The following is a 14,788-nucleotide window of genomic DNA, read 5'->3' on the forward strand; positions in this document are numbered from 1 at the left end:
AACCATGCGTCTGGGAGTTCTGGACATCGGCTCAAATACCGTCCACCTGTTATTGGTGGATGCGTTTCCCGGCGCGCGCCCAACCGCCTACGCCGACCACAAACGTCCGATGTCGCTAATCCAGCACCTTGATGACGACGGTGCCATTACCGAAGAAGGTCAGCACAGCCTAATCGAGTTTATTAACGGTGCCGTGGCCTTCGCCAAGGCCAACGGTGCCGCCGACATGATCAGTTTTTGTACCTCGGCCATCCGTGATGCGGCCAATGGACCCGAGGTACTGGAACGCATTACCGAAGAAACCAGTGTGCATCTCACCGTGCTGTCGGGTGACCAGGAAGCAGCGATGACCTATTTCGCGGTGCGACGCTGGCACGGTTGGCACGTGGAAAACCTGCTGAACTTTGATATCGGTGGCGGCTCATTTGAAATGTCCTTTGGCACCGATGAGCTGCCGACTACCGCGGTATCGGTGCCGCTGGGTGCCCAGCGGCTGACCCGAGAATTCTTCCCGGACCCCGATCCACCCTCAGCACAGCAGGTCGAAACCTTAGACGACTACATTTATTCGGTGTTAAAGAAATACCGGAAAATGTTTCCGAAAAAACTCCCGGAGAATACGGTAGTCACCGGGACATCGAAGACCTTCCGCTCGCTGGCTCGAGTCGCAGGCGCTGCGCCGTCGACTGACGGGCTCTTTGTGCCGCGCAGGCTGCGAGCCAAAGACCTGCTGATGTGGAACCAGACCATGGCGCTGATGACCGAAGCCCAGCGAGCCCAGCTGCCCGGGGTATCCGACATTCGTGCCCGCCAGGTATTAGCCGGTGGCATGGTAGCCCAGGCTGCCATGAAAATATTTAAAGTCAAAAAGCTCAGCATCTGCCCGTGGGCGCTACGCGAGGGCCTGATCCTGGGACGCTTGGATGCCCTACGTGTGCAAGGCCGCGTGGCAGAGACCAAGGACAGCGTCTGGGTTGAGGGCGTAGACTTGACCTCGGATGACCAACGGCCCGGATTCTCACTAGGAGTAACAGGTGGCTAGACCAGAAATCCCGGTGACACTGTCGTCATCGTCGATCTTTTCTCTACCACCCCAACACGTCTTTGCGATGGCCGAAGACCTCGGCTATGACGGCGTTGAAGTCATGATCACCCAGAACCGGTGGACCCATGACCCCACCAAACTTGATGACCTGGCCCAGCGGCACTCGATGCCCATCCATTCGATCCACGCCCCAACCCTGCTCTTTACGCAACAGGTCTGGGGCTCCGCGTGGACCAAAGTTGCCCGCGCAGCCGACCAGGCACGCGAACTGGGGGCTGAAATCGTCGTCGTGCATCCACCCTTTCGCTGGCAGGGTTCCTATGCCACCGATTTTGCCGATGGCATTCGCGACATCATGGAAGCCACCGGAGTGACCATTGCGGTGGAAAACATGTACCCGTGGCGGGTCAGCGGCCAAGAAATTAAAATGTATCTGCCCCACTATGATCCCATCCCACAGGACTACGACCATGTCACCTGGGATTTTTCGCACGCCGCAACCGCCAAAATGGACTCACTACGCGCCATCAAACTGCTTGGCTCGCGACTAGCACACGTCCACCTCACCGATGGGGCCGGCTCACCCGCAGATGAACACCTGCTGCCCGGCCATGGCAACCAACGCGTGGTGGAATCGCTGCACTATCTGGCCGAAAGTGACTACGATGGCGCCGTGTGTATCGAGGTATCCACGCGCGGCCAAAAATATCCGGGCCACCGCGAAGAAATGCTGGCCGAAGCACTGGCTTTTACCCGCAAACATCTGGCACGCAACCCAGCAACCCAAGGAGAACAACACTAGTGCGCATCAGCTTTATTGGTTTAGGGCATCTCAACTCTGCGATCGTCGCCGGCCTGTTAGCCGATGGCTACGACCCAGAAAACCTTATTGCCACCACGCATTCGGAAGCCTCCGCGGCCACCCGGCGCGAGGAATTTGGCATCTCGGTGACTGCCGAAGAAAACAACCCGGGAACCAATGCCCAGGCGGTGGCTGATGCCGACATCGTGGTGCTGGGAGTCAAACCGTTCCACATTGCGGAGACCGCACAGGCGTTGGCCGATGCGCTGCGTCCCGACACCGTGGTGGTTTCTGTTGCCGCCGGCACCACGCTGGCCACCCTCACCTCGGTGTTGCCCGAAGGCCAGCCCGTGGTGCGCACCATGCCCAACGTTGCACTGACCGTGGGCAAAGGTGTGGTGGGCCTGGCACGCGGGGCCACCGTCACCGATGCCCAAGTCACCCAGGTTGAACAACTCTTCGCCGCATCGGGTACCGTGTTCCAACTGTCCGAAAACCAACTCAATGCATTAGGCGCGATGGCCGGTTCCGGACCGGGATACGTCTTCCGATTCGTCAACGCACTTGCTGCAGCCGGTGTGGAACTGGGGCTGGAAGAGCAGGTTGCCCAAGAACTGGCCCGTCTAACGGTGGTTGGCGCCGGGGCGATGTTGGATCACCACGACGCCGATCCCAGCGCCCTAGAAGACTCGATTGCTACCGAAGGCGGCACCACACAAGCCGCGCTAAATTCGATGGACGCCAACGGATTCAATGACCTGATCATCAAGGCACTGCAGGCCAACGTCACTCGCTCCGAAGAACTCGGCGCTTAGCGTTCTAGATCCTCCAGCGCGCTGCGGGCCGCGTTATAGCCAGCCATCCCGTGAACCCCGGCGCCAGGGGGCGTGGCCGCAGAACACAGATAGGCTCGCGCCGGACCCAACCGGTACGGGTTGAGTGCCGGGCGCGGACGGAACAACAGCTGGTCCATGGAATTGGCACCCGAAACGATATCCCCACCCACAAAGTTGGGGTTATCTGCCTCAAGGTCTGCGGTGGTGCGCGAACTGCGCGCCACAATCCGCTCGCGCACGCCGGGCGCGAAACGCTCCAGCTGGCGGATAATCAGCTCCGTGGCATCGTGCGGATACCCCGCGGGAACGTGCGCATACGCATCAACCGGGTGAATATTATTGTGCGCCCGACCTGGATCGGCCACCGATTGCTGACCCACCAGCACAAACGGATTGCGCGGCATCTTGCCCTTGGCAATCTGTGCCTCGACGACGGCGATCTCCGCAAACGATCCGCCCACGTGTACCGTGCCAGCTCGACGTGCCGGTTCATATAGCCACGGGATACCACCCTCCACCGCCAAGCTCACCGGGGCCGCTGCCGACCCGTACCGGTAGCGTCGCAACCCAGATGCCACACGATCCGGCACGGCCGACCCGAGGATGTCTGCGGCTGCCGCCGGACCCGTATTGAGCATGACAATATCTGCGGTCGGAATATCGGCTACCGAACTGATATGGGCATCGGTAACCACCGTGGCACCATAGTGGTCTAACGCCTTGAGCATCGCATCAACAATCGCCTGCGAACCACCTTTGGCCACCGGCCAACCCACCGCGTGTGCTGCTGCTAACAGGGTCGCTCCAATGGCCGAAGATCCCAGCGTGTGCAATGGTCGAAACGCGTGGGCGGCAACCCCCGCAAATAATGCCTGAGCCTCATCGGTCCTAAAGGCTTTGGCTAACACATTGGCCGGCAGTCCTGCTCGCATGCCAAAGCGCGCAAATCCAATGGGTGACTGCGGTAATTGCAGCATGGGGTGGACCACGTCGGCAGACAGTTTGGCAAAATGCCGGGCCAGGGGACCAAATAGCACCTGCCAGGCCGGATCACCCAGCTGTTGCACGGTGTGTTGAATCGAACGATGGGCAGCCGCCCCGCGCCCATAGTCCAGCGGGTGGGCATACTGAATCTCTGGCAGCGCCCATTCCAAACCGAAGGTATCCAACTGCGCGTCCACCATAAATGCGTTATTGACCGACAGCGGGTGAAATCCGGCGCAATGGTCATGCATTAGGCCCGGCAGCGTGGCCTCAACCGAACGAGCGCCACCACCCGGGATCGCGTTACGCTCATAGATGGTGACTTCAACCCCCGCCTTGGCCAGCGTCACCGCTGCCGCTAATCCATTGGGGCCCGAGCCAATCACATTGGCAGTCACCATAAAACGTTTCGCCTTCCGTGGGTGCTAAATCCGCTTGGCGAAGTCATCGACCCGATCTGTCGGACCCGCCACGAGCATATTGGTACCTTCCGGGAGTTTGGTGTCCATGGAAATATTTTGGAACTCCGCATCGGCCTCATAGGCCACGAGGGTCACCCCGTAGCGCTCTTTCAACCGTAATTCACGCACCGACCGATTCGCCAGTACCGGCGGCACCGAGATAATCGCCAGGGCATAATCGGGTGAGAACTCCGTGAAGTTCCGCATCGTGCCACTGAGCAGATGCGCGGTGCGCTCACCAGCTTCTTGTTCCGGATAAATCACATGATTCGCGCCAATGCGCTCCAAGATTTCACCGTGCGAGCGCGTAATCGCCTTGGCCCAAATATTCGTGATGCCCAAATCCACCAGATTCGCCACGGTCAGCACCGAATTTTCCACCGACGTACCAATGCCGACGACGGCGGTCTCAAACTGATCCGCGCCCACCTGCTCCAGCGCCGTGATGTCAGTGGCATCGGCCTGCACAATGGTGGTAAAGGCATCCGCGAAGTGCTGGACAATGTTCCGATCCTGCTCCAGTGCCATGATTTCTCGTCCCAACTCGGTCAACTCGCGAGCCAGGGCCGAACCAAAGCGGCCCAGCCCGATCACTAATACTGGAGAATCTAATGGTCTAGCCAATGATCGGCCTTTCTGTTGGGAAACGGTATAACGTCTTTTGTTGACGGATCGTCAAACCCGTGGCAAAAGTAATGGTGCCCACGCGTCCAATGAACATCACCGCGATCAAAATCCACTTGCCGGCATCGGGCGCACTCGCCGTCAACCCGGTAGAAAGTCCCACGGTGCCAAAGGCTGAGAGCACCTCAAACAGTGTGGTTTCTAAATCGGCTCCGGTCACCCAGGTCAACAGCACCACGGCGGTCAATACGACGACGGCCCCGGCCATCAGCACGGCCACCGCCACCCGGATGATGCTCACCGGCAGCTCCCGCCGGTGTACGCGGATGTGCTCGTCACCGCGAATCTCGGTTACGATCGCCAACAGCAACACGGCCAGTGTGGTGACCTTGATGCCACCGGCCGTTGAGCCGGAACCGCCGCCGATAAACATCAACACGTTGGTCACCAGCAGGGTCTGATCTGTTTGGGCGGTCACCTCGTAGGTATTGAATCCACCCGACCGTGTCATGCCCGAGGCAAAGATTGCGTTATGTAGTTTATCGACCGTACCCATCGGTCCCAGGGTCGCAGGGTTATTCCACTCAAAGATCGCCAGTACCACGGCACCACCAAACAGCAGGATGGCCGTCATTTCCAAGGTAAGCCGGGTGTGCAGATTCATTCGAGCTTTGTGAAACACCATCCGGTAGAGCATGTACACCACCGGAAAGCCCAGCGCGCCAGCAAAGACACCAACGTTAATCGTTGTCATGATCAGTGGGTGTGTCAGGCTGGTGGTATCCAGGACAAATCCGGCATTCGAAAACGCCGAGACCGAATAAAACACGGCGTGAAAGATCCCCTCACCAATCCCAAGTGACTCCACAAACACCGGGAGCATCACCAGCGTCAGCAGCGCTTCAATCGATAAGGTCACCACGAAAACGGTCAACAGCAGGGCCGGGACTTCACCCAGTTTTGACACACCCAGGGATTCGGTCGATAACAACCGGGTGCGTAGGCTCAACCGTCGCGAGACCACCAGCGTCAACCAGGCGCCCAGCGTGACGATCCCCAACCCGCCGGTTTGGATGGCCGCAAGGATCACGACCTGGCCAGCAAAGGAATAAAATTCCGGATCCTGTGAGGTCAGCCCGGTCACGGTCACCGCCGAGGTGGCCGTGACCGCCGCATCGACCAACGACATCGGGTGGCGATCGGCCGAAGCCCACGGCAGCGCCAACAGTGCCGTGAACACACTGATCACAAGCACAAAAGCGGACACGGCCGCCCGAGCCGGGTGGCCAGCGAAGACCATGGTAAAGGTACGCGAGAATCGCACCGCGCCGCTGGTCTGGCGGTGCAGTCGAGCACCGGGGGAGTAACGAGACTGTTTCACTGGTTACATCTTCCTCGCAAAAGCCCCTGATCACCAGTCTTGGGGCCATGTGTCGGGGCCGCACCGCTTCACAATCCTTGGTTTAGACCCCTTTGACAACCCAACAACCTACGCTAGTTGGTGATGGAAAACACAGCTGGACTCCGTAGTGCTCTGGTGTGGGACGACGCGTTTTTGAATTATCGCTTCTCGGATACCCACCCGATGAATCCGGTGCGCCTCAAACTCACGCACCGCTTAGCCAAAGCCCTTGGGGTCTTAGACCGGACACGCCTGGTTCAGCTGAAACCGCCAGTGGCCACCGACGCTGAACTGGCCACCGTGCATTCGATCGAGTACATCGCCCAGGTCAAAGCCGCATCTCGTGACGCCGAAGCCCCCGATGCGGCAACCAATGGCAATCTTGCCCGGGTATATGAAGCCATCGGATTGGGCACCGAGGACTGTCCGGTCTTTGCTGATCTGCACGCCTCATCGGCACGCATCGCCGGTGGCACCCTGATCGCAGCTAAAGCCATCTGGAATAACGAGGTCGATCGCGCCGTAAACTTTGCCGGCGGCATGCACCACGCGCAGCGGTCTGCTGCCTCCGGATTTTGTATTTATAACGACGCCGCACTGGCCATTCAGTGGATGCTAGACCAAGGCGCCGAACGGATCGCCTACGTCGACCTCGACGCCCACCACGGTGACGGCGTTGAACAAGCCTTCTGGAATGATCCGCGCGTGCTCACCATATCCATTCACGAAACTGGCCTGCTGTTGTTCCCCGGAACCGGCTTTGCCAAAGACATTGGTGGCACCGCAGCAGAAGGGACGGCCGTCAACGTCGCAGTGCCCGCCTCGGTTTCAGACGCCGGGTTCTTGCGAGCAGCTCACGCCGTCGTCCCACAATTACTGCGTGCATTTCAACCCCAGGTGCTGGTGACGCAACACGGTGCCGATGGCCACCGTCATGACCCACTTGCTGACTTGAATCTTTCGGTCGACGGACAGCGCCAGCTGATGCTGGATGCTTGTGACTGGGCCGAAGATTTTGCTGGGGGCAAATGGTTAGCGCTGGGCGGGGGAGGGTATAGCCCGATGAAGGTTGTGCCGCGAGCCTGGGCGCACCTGGTGGCGATTGCTGCCGACACGCCGATTTCGCCGCGCACAGAAATTCCGCAGGAATGGCGCGAGTTGGCCGCCCAAGAGCTTGGCATCGAAAATATTGATGATGTCGTGACAACCATGTCAGATGATGCTGACGTGTGGTGGCGTTCCTGGGAGGTCGGATATGATCCCGCGGATGCGACCGATCAATCGATTATGGCGACCCGTAAGGCGGTGTTTCCATTTCATGGATTGGATCCGTGGTTCGACTAATGAACGCTTGCAATCCAATCTGTAAGCTATTATTAATGTCTAATGGTGGTTGCCGCCTTCACTTTGAACTTCCCCTCAGGCTAAAACCCCGTCCTTGAGGGAACGTTAAAGGAGTATTAACCGTGGCGGAGAATTTCGCAAATGCCAAATTCATGACGGTCACTGAAGTTGCCGACATGATGCGTGTATCACGTATGACCGTATATCGGATGATTCACGCTGGTGACCTGCCGGCTGTGCGGTTTGGACGTTCCTACCGTGTGCCGCAAGAAGCGGTGCAAGCCATAGTTTCCGATACGGATGCGGCCACCGGTACCGACGAATAGCCCACAAGAATTTTTCACCACATACAGCCGCCTCTTGCAGGCGGCTTTGTGTTTAGCACAACGAAAGAAGCCTTCAGTGGACCTGAAACTGCTGACCAAGCCGGAATGTCACTTGTGCGCTGCCGCCAAGCAGACCATGGACGAGATCACGTCCGAATACAACATCGGTTGGCAAGAGATCTCCACCACCGACCACCCCGAACTGGCTGAACAATTTGCCGAAGAAATTCCGGTGCTGTTCATTAACGACAAACAACGCGACTTTTGGGTGATCGACCCGGCACGTCTGCGATTGATGATTGAAGCCGGACTGGAATCATGACCGATCAGCCCCAGGCCAAGAAACTGTCGACTCGAACACTGTCTCGACTGCCGCAATACTTACACTATCTGGATGCCCTGCGAGCAGCGGGTATTGCATATGTAACCTCTGCGAAGCTTGCCAAAGCCCTGGGCTGCTCGGATGCCCTGACCCGTAAGGACGTCGCCGCCCTGGGCCACAGCGGTCGAGCAGGGCTTGGCTACTCGGTGGACGCGCTGCGCTACACGATCGCTCGCATCCTTGGGGTGACCAGCGGCCGGCGCGTGCTATTAGTCGGCGCCGGTAATCTGGGTACCGCACTGATGTCCTATGAGGGCTTTGGAGACCGCGGCATGCACATTACCGCGGTGGCCGATAGCGATCCGGCCAAGATTGGCACGACCATCAACGGGTACACGATTTTGGATATTCACGACATCGGCACCGACCACGATATGGAACTAGCCATCGTGGCGGTGCCGGGTGATGTCGCTCAAGAGGTTGCCGACATCCTGGTCGAGGCCGGGATTACCGGGATCCTGAATTTTGCGCCCCGCAGACTCCAGGTTCCGGATCATGTCAAGGTACAAACAGTAGACCTATCCGCAGAACTGCAGATTTTAGCGTTTCATCGCGATGGGGCATCAGGGTAGGCGCGCTTTGCGGCTTTCTGCCAGGCCTTACGACGGAAGTACTCGGTGGATGAGGGGAGCCACGCAAAGACGATCCCCACAATGCCCAGCACAACAGCCAGAGCAGAGAACGCTCCAGATAATGGTGTGACAAAGCTGAGACTCAACAGCGACAGCACCGCAAAGATGGTGCCGATGATGCGCGCTGAGCGCCAACCGTGCCGGATTCCCAGTGCCACCAGGACATACATGATCAAAACGATGACCGCTTGGCCAATCATCGCCGCGCTCATCATCGGGGAATTCAGGTACGCCTCGACACTTTGAAATGGCGCCTCGGACAGCATCGGGCCAAGGACACTTTCCAATAGGGCAATGTCGTCATCACTGTAGCCACGGTTGGGCAACGGAACCGTAACCAAAATGGATAACAGATACGCGACCCCGGCAACGAGGATAGACCAAAATGAGGTGTTGACGGACTTTGCTCGGGCCGGTTCTTTGGCCATATCCGGGTGGAGCTGTGGTCCACCCAAAGGCTGACCATATGGGGCGCCAGGCTGTTGAAAACCGGGTTGGCCATAGCCTGGTTGTTGATATCCGGGCTGCTGCGGTCCAGGAGCCTGATACCCAGGATATTGGCCGCTGGCTGGCGGTTGAGCACCACCCTGCGGTCCGTATTCTGATGCCCCGGGCTGCGGCTGTCCCTGAGGACCATACTCGGAGGGATTTTGAGCACCCGGCGACTGCGACTGGAATTTCTGCTGGTGTGCGGTCAGCTCATCACCGGTCAACCGCACGCCATAGTCTGGCTGCTTTTTGGGCTGTTTGTCGTTCATCACAAGCCTTTCAATAATTTCTTGTCTCCATCCTAACGACTCGTCAGGCCCCAAGAAGCCACCTGCTGGAGCAAAATTCTTACCCGGTAGCTTAAGCACCCTGTGCTAGAGGACCTTCGGCCAAAGGGTCGGTGAACTCTATGCAAAAATAAGCGGTATGACAGTTAGCGTGCATCTGGTTCGCCACGGCGAAGTATTTAATCCTGACAAGGTGCTCTACGGTCGTCTTGCTGGGTTCGGACTCTCAGAACTCGGTCAGCAGATGGCCCAAGAACTTGCCGACGGTTGGAGCCAGACACCGGCCATCCTGGTCTCATCACCGCTGCAGCGCGCTCAAGAAACCATCGCCCCGCTGGCCAAAAAATTTGACCTCGACGTGCGCCTGGAAACCCGTGTCCTTGAAGCAGAAAATAAATTTGAAGGCCTCTCCGACATGCGCCGTCGTTTGCGCAGCCCGAAACTGTGGCCGCTGGTTATCAACCCCATGCGCCCGTCGTGGGGTGAACCGTATGCCCAGCAAGCAGCCCGCATGGCTGGGGCAATCCAAGATCTGCGCGATGAACTCATGACGACGTACGGGCCAGGCTCTTGCGCAATTGTGGTGTCTCACCAGCTGCCCATTTGGGTGACTCGACTCTCGGCCGAGGGCAAGGTCCTGGCACACGATCCGCGCCGTCGTGAGTGCTCGTTGGCATCGGTTACAAGTTTTGAATTCGCACCTGGACAACGCATTCCAACCGTGCACTACACCGAACCGGTTGAACACCTGAGTAAACAAGCCGCTGCTTTACCAGGCGCCTAAACACTCAGGAACTACTCAGTAACCGGAATTAGACTCTAGCGCGGTATTGGAAAGGGAGAACTTGTGAGCAATAAGACGTCACGCGCACTGATCGGCCTAGCCATCGCCGGGTCGGCTTTGCTAACGGCGTGTGCATCGGATGACCCGCTGGCCGCCCAGGCAGGCAACTCCGGTGGCAAAAACTACATCGCCGGCGATGGCTCCGTCATGGAACTGGCCGTTGATGACCGCGGCGAAAGCGTAGAATTTTCCGGTCAAACATTCGACGGCGACACCATCTCCACCGAGACCCTCGAGGGTCCGGCCTTGGTGAACTTCTGGTACGCCTCATGTGCTCCCTGCCGTGTAGAAGCCCCCGACTTGGCCAATCTGAGCCAAGAATTCGGTGACGACGTTAGCTTCGTCGGTGTCAACGTGCGCGACGCCGCCGAAACGGCCGCAGCTTTTGAACGCAACTTCAACATCGAATACCCCTCAATTGAAGGTCGTGACGGCAAAATCCTGCTCGACTTCGCCGACTACGTGCCACCACAGGCCGTTCCAACCACGCTGATTCTGGATGAAGAAGGCCGCGTAGCCGCCCGCGTTCTGGGTGCCGTGGAACATTCCACGTTGAAATCACTGCTGACCGGTGTGGTGGATGAATGAATAACCCCTTCGCCGAGATAGCGCTCGACGGGTCCATGTGGCTTGCCATGCCAGTGGCCGCTCTCGCCGGGCTCGTCTCATTTCTGTCTCCGTGCGTGCTCCCGCTAGCACCCGGATATCTCGGCTACGTTTCAGGACTGTCCGGTGCCAGTGTTGAAGACACCAAACGCGGCCGAATGCTCACCGGCACCACCCTGTTTGTGCTGGGCTTCACCGCCGTATTCGTAACCGCCGGATTATTGCTGAGTCGGGTATTTATTTGGCTCAAAGGTGACGGCCAATGGCTCACCCAGGTGCTGGGCGTCGTCGTCATAATTATGGGCATTGTGTTCATGGGCGGGCTGTCATTTTTCCAGCGCGACCGCAAAATTCAATACCAACCCAACGCAGGACTATGGGGTGCCCCGCTGCTGGGGATGATTTTTGGACTGGGCTGGGCGCCATGCATCGGCCCAACTATGGCCGCAGTCATCGCCATGTCCAGCGCGGGGACCGATAACCTGTGGCGCGGTGGCGTGCTGGCCGTGGTGTACTCGCTGGGCCTAGGCCTACCGTTCATTCTGCTGGCCTTAGGATTCTCACGCGGGATGAAACGGTTGGCGTTTTTCCGCAAACACCGCTTATTTATTATGCGTGCCGGTGGGGTGCTGCTGATTCTGCTCGGACTAGCCATGGCGACCGGGCTGTGGACTGACTGGGTCAATCAGCTGCAAGGCTGGTTCGCCAACGAGGTGACATTACCAATTTGAGTACCCAACAACCCACGCTGCCATCGCTAGGGTTCCGCGGCACCCTGCGATTCATTTGGAACCAGCTGACCAGCATGCGCACCGCGCTGATGCTGCTGTTACTGCTGGCAGTAGCTGCCGTGCCCGGGTCGCTGTTCCCGCAGCGCCGCGCCGGTGCCGACGTCGTTGAAACCTGGATCGAAGATAACCCAACCCTGGGGCCCATTATGGATGCTCTGGGGATGTTTGATGTGTATTCTTCCCCGTGGTTCTCGGCAATCTATCTGCTGCTGATGGTCTCGTTGGTGGGCTGTTTGTGGCCGCGCGGACGCCAACACCTCAAAACCCTGCGCCAACCACCTGCCCGCACCCCGCGCAACCTGAAACGGTTGCCCGAATACGGCCAGCTGGTATTAGAGACCAACGGTCCCACCCCGGACGAAGCGCTGGTGGATGCCGAAAAGATTTTGAAAAAAGCCGGCTATCGTACCGAATTGCGCGATGGCTCCGTGGGTGCCGAACGCGGCTACACCCGCGAAATTGGCAACATTTTATTCCACTTTGGCTTACTCGGCGTCATCGTGTTCATGGGGATCGGCGGCCTGTATAAATACGAAGGCCAGAAGATCATTGTCGAAGGTGAAGGGTTTACCAACAACCTGGTCTCCTACGACTCCTTTACACCCGGCACCGCGTTTTCTGAAGAACGCCTGCACCCGTTTTCCATTTCACTTGAAAACTTCGACGTCATATTTGATCGCGAATCTGAATCGCACTACGGACAGGCACTGGATTACACCGCCGCCATGCAGGTGACCCCGGCACCAGGGGCCGAAACCTACGCCGATGAGATCAAGGTCAACGACCCACTGACCATCAACGGGGTACGCATCTTCTTGGTAGGTAACGGGTACGCGCCAAATATCACCGTGACCGATGGCAATGGCGACGTCGCCTACTCCGGACCGGTCATCGCCCAGATCCAGGATCCCAACGTTAACAGCTCGCTGGTAGTACTCAAGGTGCCAGATGCCCGACCCGAACAACTGGGCTTCGTGGGACTATTTTTGCCGACGTCGTACACCGGTGACGACGGGGTGGCAATCTCCATTGACCCGGACGCCTATAACCCCGAGCTGATTCTGAACTCGTACTACGGCGACATCGGCCTGGACTCCGGTGTGCCACAGAACGTGTATGTGCTTGACACCGACGCCATGACCGAGTTGAACTCGCGCAATAATGACAACGGTGGGATCACGCTGGGCGTTGGCGACACCTACGAGCTGCCCGATAATATGGGTACCATCACGTTCGACTCGTGGGACCGCTACATTGGGTTAGACCTGCACTACGACCCCTCCAAATGGGGTGTCGCAATTTTCGCAAGCCTGGCCCTGGTGGCCCTGGTCATCTCACTGTATGTGCGCCGTCGTCGTGCCTGGGTCAAAGCGTTTGCACAGGATGGTCACACGGTGATCGAATACGGTCTACTAGCCCGCGGGGAGACCTTTGGGCTGCGCGATGAAAACATTAAGCTTCGTCAAACATTTGACAACACTTGGCAGGTCATCCCGCCAGACACTTCGGAGGATTCATGACACCCGTCAACGAAACGCTGGCATCCTACAGCGAATTGTTCATGCTCATTGCCGCACTGATCTACCTGGTGGCGTTCCTGTTCTTCTCATGGGACATGGCCACCGCGTCCCGGTCGATCCGTAAACTCGAGGCCGAACTCCAAACCGAAAAGGCCAAAGAGCTCGTCGGGGCCGGGGGACCGGGCGTCACCGAGCGCACGCCGGCCCGCCAGTTGGTGTCCGATGACATGGAATATACCGATTCGATTAAGCGCCCGGCGGCCAATATTGGGGTGGCGATCATGATCATCGCAACCCTGGCCCATGCATTTGCCGTGGTCGCCCGCACAATCGCCGCCTCGCGCGCGCCGTGGGGCAACCTGTATGAGTTCATGACCTCGGGTGCCCTGGTCATCGCGATCGTCTACCTGGTGTTCCTGTTGCGCAAGGACCTGCGCTTTGTGGGAACGTTCGTCTCCGGTGTTGTACTGCTGATGATGATTGCCGCCACCATTGGCTTCCCAACTCCGGTGGGCAACGTCCAGCCAGCGCTGCAGTCCTGGTGGTTAATTACCCACGTCTCGGTGGCCGTGATTGCTACCGGAATCTTCTCACTGACTTTTGCCATGTCGGTACTGCAGCTGATTAAACAGCGCGCCGAAAAGAACAACTCGGTCACCGGATTCATGCGCCTGGTGCCGTCGTCATTGGCGTTAGAAAACTGGTCGTACCGACTCAACGCGATCGCTTTTGTGATGTGGACCTTCACCCTGATCGCCGGATCCATCTGGGCAGAACAGGCCTGGGGCCGCTACTGGAACTGGGATGCCAAAGAGGTCTGGACGTTTGTGATTTGGGTGATCTACGCCGGTTACCTGCACGCGCGTGCGACCCGCGGTTGGACGGGGACTCGTTCAGCCTGGTTGAATATCACCGGGTTCTTGGCCCTGGTGTTCAACTACACGATCGTGAACATGTACTTCCCGTCGCTGCACTCCTACGCCGGGTTCTGACCGTTCGGTGAATCCGTGTCGTCATCAGTGTCCGAATCGTTGTTGGACTTGAGCTGTTCTTCACGACGTCGAAGTTCTGCTTCACGCTTGCGCAATTCCTCGGCCTTTTTCTGCTGGGCGCGTTGAATGTCGAGTGAGCGCAGGAAGTCGTCGTCGTCATCGGGTCGTGTCGGACGAGCCGGACCAGACGTCTTTTTGAAACCCTGTACGGTGGACGCCAGATACGAATTTTGGTTCCCGAATAACAGCCACAGCACACCACCGACCAGTGGAATCAGAACGATGACGACAATCCACACGCCCTTGGGCATGATGCGCACCCGGTCGGACGGTGTCGAAATCGCCTCGATGAGAGCGTAAATCATGACACCGACGGATACGAGGATCAGTGGAATCAGCAAACGTGGCATATTTCCTATCT

At 58.2% G+C, this 14,788-nt stretch carries 17 protein-coding genes; 12 read left to right on the plus strand and 5 right to left on the minus strand.

Features of this window, described 5'->3' with window-relative positions:
- The first annotated feature begins 4 nt into the window (after positions 1–4).
- From A6F49_RS12130 to proC, 3 genes are read left to right on the plus strand one after another with little or no spacing between them, the layout of a single operon-like run.
- Positions 5–1,042, plus strand: coding sequence for a Ppx/GppA phosphatase family protein (locus A6F49_RS12130; RefSeq protein WP_043058861.1), 1,038 nt, complete (start codon positions 5–7; stop codon positions 1,040–1,042).
- Positions 1,035–1,847, plus strand: a complete 813-nt coding sequence (locus A6F49_RS12135) for a sugar phosphate isomerase/epimerase family protein (RefSeq protein ID WP_043058860.1) — start codon at positions 1,035–1,037, stop codon at positions 1,845–1,847. Before A6F49_RS12130 ends, A6F49_RS12135 begins: the two co-directional genes overlap by 8 nt.
- Entirely contained in the window at positions 1,847–2,662 is an 816-nt protein-coding gene (proC, locus tag A6F49_RS12140) for a pyrroline-5-carboxylate reductase (protein WP_043058859.1), read from the plus strand. The genes A6F49_RS12135 and proC overlap by 1 nt, the downstream gene beginning before the upstream one ends.
- Here proC and A6F49_RS12145 read toward each other — a convergent pair.
- From A6F49_RS12145 to A6F49_RS12155, 3 genes are read right to left on the minus strand one after another with little or no spacing between them, the layout of a single operon-like run.
- Positions 2,659–4,068 (minus strand): phytoene desaturase family protein, encoded by a 1,410-nt coding sequence (locus A6F49_RS12145; protein ID WP_043058858.1) that lies wholly within the window; start codon positions 4,066–4,068, stop codon positions 2,659–2,661. The genes proC and A6F49_RS12145 overlap by 4 nt on opposite strands.
- A 24-nt stretch (positions 4,069–4,092) precedes the next feature.
- On the minus strand, positions 4,093–4,752 hold the full coding sequence (locus tag A6F49_RS12150; RefSeq protein WP_043058857.1) for a potassium channel family protein: 660 nt from the start codon (positions 4,750–4,752) through the stop codon (positions 4,093–4,095).
- Positions 4,745–6,133, minus strand: coding sequence for a TrkH family potassium uptake protein (locus tag A6F49_RS12155; protein WP_052505023.1), 1,389 nt, complete (start codon positions 6,131–6,133; stop codon positions 4,745–4,747). Before A6F49_RS12155 ends, A6F49_RS12150 begins: the two co-directional genes overlap by 8 nt.
- Before the next feature lie 123 nt (positions 6,134–6,256).
- Here A6F49_RS12155 and A6F49_RS12160 point away from each other — a divergent pair, with 123 nt between their 5' ends.
- The 4 genes from A6F49_RS12160 (at position 6,257) to A6F49_RS12175 (ending at position 8,778) form a co-directional block, all read left to right on the plus strand.
- Positions 6,257–7,498 (plus strand): acetoin utilization protein AcuC, encoded by a 1,242-nt coding sequence (locus tag A6F49_RS12160; protein ID WP_043058856.1) that lies wholly within the window; start codon positions 6,257–6,259, stop codon positions 7,496–7,498.
- A 152-nt stretch (positions 7,499–7,650) separates the two neighbouring features.
- Complete coding sequence (locus A6F49_RS12165; RefSeq protein WP_067605823.1) at positions 7,651–7,824, plus strand: helix-turn-helix domain-containing protein; 174 nt, start codon at positions 7,651–7,653, stop codon at positions 7,822–7,824.
- 76 nt (positions 7,825–7,900) lie between these two features.
- Positions 7,901–8,146, plus strand: coding sequence for a glutaredoxin family protein (locus A6F49_RS12170; RefSeq protein ID WP_043058854.1), 246 nt, complete (start codon positions 7,901–7,903; stop codon positions 8,144–8,146).
- Entirely contained in the window at positions 8,143–8,778 is a 636-nt protein-coding gene (locus A6F49_RS12175; RefSeq protein ID WP_043058853.1) for a redox-sensing transcriptional repressor Rex, read from the plus strand. Before A6F49_RS12170 ends, A6F49_RS12175 begins: the two co-directional genes overlap by 4 nt.
- Here the strand turns inward: A6F49_RS12175 and A6F49_RS12180 are convergent.
- On the minus strand, positions 8,754–9,596 hold the full coding sequence (locus A6F49_RS12180) for a YybS family protein (RefSeq protein WP_043058852.1): 843 nt from the start codon (positions 9,594–9,596) through the stop codon (positions 8,754–8,756). The two genes, A6F49_RS12175 and A6F49_RS12180, sit on opposite strands and share 25 nt — an antisense overlap.
- 157 nt (positions 9,597–9,753) lie before the next feature.
- Between A6F49_RS12180 and A6F49_RS12185 the strand changes: the two genes are divergently transcribed.
- The 5 genes from A6F49_RS12185 (at position 9,754) to ccsB (ending at position 14,367) form a co-directional block, all read left to right on the plus strand.
- Positions 9,754–10,398, plus strand: a complete 645-nt coding sequence (locus A6F49_RS12185) for a histidine phosphatase family protein (protein ID WP_043058851.1) — start codon at positions 9,754–9,756, stop codon at positions 10,396–10,398.
- Between the two features lie 63 nt (positions 10,399–10,461).
- On the plus strand, positions 10,462–11,046 hold the full coding sequence (locus A6F49_RS12190) for a TlpA family protein disulfide reductase (RefSeq protein WP_235604983.1): 585 nt from the start codon (positions 10,462–10,464) through the stop codon (positions 11,044–11,046).
- Positions 11,043–11,795, plus strand: coding sequence for a cytochrome c biogenesis CcdA family protein (locus A6F49_RS12195; RefSeq protein WP_043058849.1), 753 nt, complete (start codon positions 11,043–11,045; stop codon positions 11,793–11,795). The genes A6F49_RS12190 and A6F49_RS12195 overlap by 4 nt, the downstream gene beginning before the upstream one ends.
- Positions 11,792–13,375 (plus strand): cytochrome c biogenesis protein ResB, encoded by a 1,584-nt coding sequence (gene resB / locus A6F49_RS12200; RefSeq protein WP_235604984.1) that lies wholly within the window; start codon positions 11,792–11,794, stop codon positions 13,373–13,375. Before A6F49_RS12195 ends, resB begins: the two co-directional genes overlap by 4 nt.
- Positions 13,372–14,367, plus strand: a complete 996-nt coding sequence (gene ccsB, locus A6F49_RS12205) for a c-type cytochrome biogenesis protein CcsB (RefSeq protein WP_043058847.1) — start codon at positions 13,372–13,374, stop codon at positions 14,365–14,367. The genes resB and ccsB overlap by 4 nt, the downstream gene beginning before the upstream one ends.
- On the opposite strand, the gene A6F49_RS12210 is transcribed toward ccsB, so the two are convergent.
- Positions 14,352–14,777 (minus strand): PLD nuclease N-terminal domain-containing protein, encoded by a 426-nt coding sequence (locus A6F49_RS12210; protein ID WP_043058846.1) that lies wholly within the window; start codon positions 14,775–14,777, stop codon positions 14,352–14,354. The genes ccsB and A6F49_RS12210 overlap by 16 nt on opposite strands.
- Between the last annotated feature and the right edge of the window lie 11 nt (positions 14,778–14,788).

This window comes from Enteractinococcus helveticum, from assembly GCF_001657475.1.
Classification (GTDB): Bacteria; Actinomycetota; Actinomycetes; order Actinomycetales; family Micrococcaceae; genus Yaniella; species Yaniella helvetica.

Bases quoted from the DNA above. Each gene is read 5' to 3' on its own strand.
- A6F49_RS12130 (WP_043058861.1), top strand. From the start codon at position 5: ATGCGTCTGGGAGTTCTGGACATCGGCTCAAATACCGTCCACCTGTTA.
- A6F49_RS12145 (WP_043058858.1), bottom strand. From the start codon at position 4,068: ATGGTGACTGCCAATGTGATTGGCTCGGGCCCCAATGGATTAGCGGCA.
- A6F49_RS12160 (WP_043058856.1), top strand. From the start codon at position 6,257: ATGGAAAACACAGCTGGACTCCGTAGTGCTCTGGTGTGGGACGACGCG.
- A6F49_RS12165 (WP_067605823.1), top strand. From the start codon at position 7,651: ATGACGGTCACTGAAGTTGCCGACATGATGCGTGTATCACGTATGACC.
- A6F49_RS12175 (WP_043058853.1), top strand. From the start codon at position 8,143: ATGACCGATCAGCCCCAGGCCAAGAAACTGTCGACTCGAACACTGTCT.
- A6F49_RS12180 (WP_043058852.1), bottom strand. From the start codon at position 9,596: ATGAACGACAAACAGCCCAAAAAGCAGCCAGACTATGGCGTGCGGTTG.
- A6F49_RS12185 (WP_043058851.1), top strand. From the start codon at position 9,754: ATGACAGTTAGCGTGCATCTGGTTCGCCACGGCGAAGTATTTAATCCT.
- A6F49_RS12195 (WP_043058849.1), top strand. From the start codon at position 11,043: ATGAATAACCCCTTCGCCGAGATAGCGCTCGACGGGTCCATGTGGCTT.
- ccsB (WP_043058847.1), top strand. From the start codon at position 13,372: ATGACACCCGTCAACGAAACGCTGGCATCCTACAGCGAATTGTTCATG.
- A6F49_RS12210 (WP_043058846.1), bottom strand. From the start codon at position 14,777: ATGCCACGTTTGCTGATTCCACTGATCCTCGTATCCGTCGGTGTCATG.